Here is a 3,450-nt window from a genome sequence, read left to right as displayed (position 1 = left end):
TTACCCTTGTCGCGGGGGGGGGCGCCCGGGGGTTTTTTTTTGGCCCGCTTTGGCCCCGGGGGGGGGGCGGGGGGGGGGGCCCCGGGGGGCCCCCCCCCCCCGGGGCCGAGGGCGGGCCTATTCCGCGGTGGCCGTATCGCCCTGCAGGCGCAGGGTGGCCATCATCCCCAGGCGCAGTCCAGGCAGCTCGCCGTCGGCAGGCAGCAGGATGGGCTGCTGGCGGATGCCACCGAAATGCTTCACCTGGAACAGGACATCCAGGCCATGGCCGCTGGCGCCGCCGGCACCGGAAGCTGACGCTTCCGCCCGGCCGCCCGGGCTGCGCCGGGCCGGCTGGAAGCCCGGCGTAGCGCGCACCAGTTCCACCGTGCCGGCGGAAAAATCGCCTGCGATCACACTGGGCAGGCCTTCGGCGGTCGCACTGATCCAGGCCATGAGATCGCTGGTCTGATGCTGGCGGGCCGCCGCTTCATCCGGCTCCGGGCGCAGGCGGGTCACGTAGACATTGACCAGGGCCTCGCCCAGCCGCAGCCGCATCATGCCCGCCGCGCTGAACGTACCGGGCGGGTGCAGCAGGGTCACGCCATCCTCGCTGACCGGCAGCCGCGTCAGCATCGCATTGCCGTGCCGCAGCGGCTGGCTGGGCGGGTCGGCCGTGACGAAGTCGCAGCTGTAGCGCAGCCGATTGGCCAGCCAGCAGGCCGGGTTGCGCCCCTGCTGCTGCCGTACCTGCTGCACCGAGATGACGTCCGGCTGCAGCTCGGTCAACAGCTGCGCCACCTGTTCGCGGCGTTGCTTCCACTGCGCATCGTCCCGCCCGGGCAGTTCCAGGGCCGCCACGGTCAGCTGCCGGGCCTGCGCGTCGAGGGTCGCGGTGTCCGCGGCCTGCTGCGGCCGCGCCGGTGCCGGCAATGCAAGCAGCAACAGGCAGCAGCCGAGCAGGGGGCGGACGAGGACGAGGGCGCGCATAACGATAAGTTTACGCTTTTGTCGTGCAGGTGCCGTGACTTCCGGCAGGGCACCGGTACCGCCTGCCATGGATCGGCGGCGCTGTCATGCAGCCCCGCAGCGTGCTTCCAGCCCGCAGGTTCCGGTAACCTTGCGGCTTTCGCTTTGCAGGAATGCCTTACAGGATGAGCCACGACGCAGTCGCCCCCATCGCCGGCCAGGGAAAGATGCCGCGCCAGATCCCGTACATCATCGGCAATGAGGCCTGCGAACGGTTCAGCTTCTACGGGATGCGCAACATCCTGGTGCAGTTCCTGATCACCTCGCTGCTGCTGCAGGAAATCACTGCGGAAGGCCGTGCCGGTGAAGCCAAGGACATCATGCACAGCTTCATGATCGGCGTGTACTTCTTCCCGCTGCTGGGCGGCTGGCTGGCCGACAGGTTCTTCGGCAAGTACCACACGATCCTCTGGTTCAGCCTGGTCTACTGCGCCGGCCACCTGTGCCTGGCGCTGTTCGAGAACAGCCGCCAGGGCTTCTTCCTCGGCCTGGGCCTGATCGCGCTGGGTGCCGGTGGCATCAAGCCGCTGGTGGCCTCGTTCATGGGTGACCAGTTCGACCAGAGCAACAAGCACCTGGCCAAGCTGGTGTTCGATGCCTTCTACTGGATCATCAACTTCGGCTCGCTGTTTGCGTCGCTGCTGATTCCGCTGGTGCTGAAGAACTGGGGCCCGCAGTGGGCGTTCGGCATTCCGGGCATCCTGATGTTCGTGGCGACCTTCGTGTTCTGGCTTGGCCGCAAGCGCTACGTACTGGTGCCGCTGCCGCCGAAGGACCCGCATTCGTTCGCCAACGTGGCGCGCACGGCGCTGACCGCGCGGGTGGCGGGCCAGGGCCGTCCGGGCCTGGCGATCGCCGTGGCCGGCCTGGTGCTGGCGGTGGCATCGTTCGGCCTGGTCGGCTCATTGGGCATCGTGATCTGCCTGTGCCTTGCGCTGGTGGCGATTCTGGCCGGTGTTGGTGGCGGCACCTGGCTGCAGCTGGACCGCGCCCGCGCGCACCATCCGGCCGAAGCCGTGGAGGGCGTGCGTTCGGTGCTGCGCGTGCTGGTGATCTTCGCGTTGACCACGCCGTTCTTCTCGCTGTTCGACCAGAAGGCCTCGACCTGGGTGCTGCAGGGACAGCAGATGCAGATGCCGAGCTGGTTCACCGCCTCCCAGATGCAGGCGCTGAACCCGCTGCTGGTGATGATCCTCATCCCGTTCAACAACCTGGTGCTGTACCCGGCCCTGCGCCGCTTCGGCTTCGAGCCGACCGCGCTGCGCCGGATGACCGCCGGCATCGCCTTCAGCGGCCTGGCCTGGATCGTCGTCGGCAGCATCCAGGTGGTGATGGATGGCGGCAATGCCATGTCGATCTTCTGGCAGATCCTGCCGTACGCGCTGCTGACCTTCGGTGAGGTCCTGGTGTCCGCGACCGGCCTGGAGTTCGCCTACAGCCAGGCGCCCCAGGCGATGAAGGGGGTGGTGATGAGCTTCTGGAACCTGACCACCACCATCGGCAACCTGTGGGTGCTGCTGTCCAATGCGGCCGTACGCAACGAAACGGTGACCCACCAGATCGCCGGCACCGGCTTGAGCGAGGCGGCGTTCCTGATGTTCTTCTTCGCCGGCTTCGCCTTCATCGCGGCGTTGGCCTTCGGTTGGTACGCGAAACGCTATCGTATGGTCGACAACTACCGCGCTGCCTGAGCCTGACATGACCCCCGTCAATCTGCTGTTGATCGCCATCACCGCCATCCTGTCATGGAGGGCGTTCAACCACCGCGCGCTGGCCGACCGCCTGATCCTGTGGCCACCGGCCATCGACCGCCACCGCCAGTACGACCGGTTGGTGACCTATGGATTCATCCACGCGGACTGGTCGCACCTGATCTTCAACATGATCACCCTGTTCTTCTTCGGGGGATTCATCGAGAGCGTGATGGTGCAGCTGACCGGCAGCTACCTGACCTATCCGGCGTTCTACATCGGCGCGCTGGTGGTCTCGATCCTGCCGAGCTACCTGAAGAACCAGAAGAATCCGAACTACCTCAGCCTGGGGGCTTCGGGTGCGGTGTCGGCGGTGCTGTTCGCCTTCATCCTGATCAAGCCGTGGTCGATCATCCTGGTGTTCTTCATCCCCGCACCGGCCATCGTGTACGCCGCGTTCTATGTCGGCTACAGCATCTGGATGGACAAGCGCGGCGGCGACCGCATCAACCACAGCGCGCACCTGGCCGGCGCGGCATTCGGCGTGATCTTCATGCTGGCCATGCAGCCGAGCATCTTCACCCACTTCCTGCGCGAACTGTCCAACCCGACCTTCCGCCTGGGCGGCGGTTGAGGGCCTGGGGGGGGGGACGCCGGGTACCCCCCCCCCGGCGCGGCCCCCCGCCGGGGGGCGGCCCGGGGGGGGGGGGCGGTGGGGGGCGGACCGGGGCGGGGGCAAACAACCCCCAAA

3 protein-coding genes are annotated in these 3,450 nt (G+C 67.4%); 2 read left to right on the top strand and 1 reads right to left on the bottom strand.

The features are described 5' to 3' along the window. Nucleotides 1–117 precede the first annotated feature (117 nt). Entirely contained in the window at nt 118–969 is an 852-nt protein-coding gene (locus tag ACVOMM_RS18610; protein ID WP_065181957.1) for an endonuclease/exonuclease/phosphatase family protein, read from the bottom strand. Nucleotides 970–1,133: 164 nt separating this feature from the next. Between ACVOMM_RS18610 and ACVOMM_RS18605 the strand changes: the two genes are divergently transcribed. After that, entirely contained in the window at nt 1,134–2,699 is a 1,566-nt protein-coding gene (locus tag ACVOMM_RS18605; protein WP_053516906.1) for a POT-type proton-dependent oligopeptide transporter, read from the top strand. A 7-nt stretch (nt 2,700–2,706) separates the two neighbouring features. Continuing rightward, a complete protein-coding gene (locus tag ACVOMM_RS18600; protein ID WP_053516907.1) occupies nt 2,707–3,333 on the top strand; it encodes a rhomboid family intramembrane serine protease in 627 nt (208 codons plus the stop codon). Nucleotides 3,334–3,450: the final 117 nt, after the last annotated feature.

The organism is Stenotrophomonas sp. STEN009 (assembly GCF_056760395.1).
The sequence above is the reverse complement of the archived record's forward strand: the minus strand, read 5'-3'. Positions and strand labels throughout refer to the sequence as shown.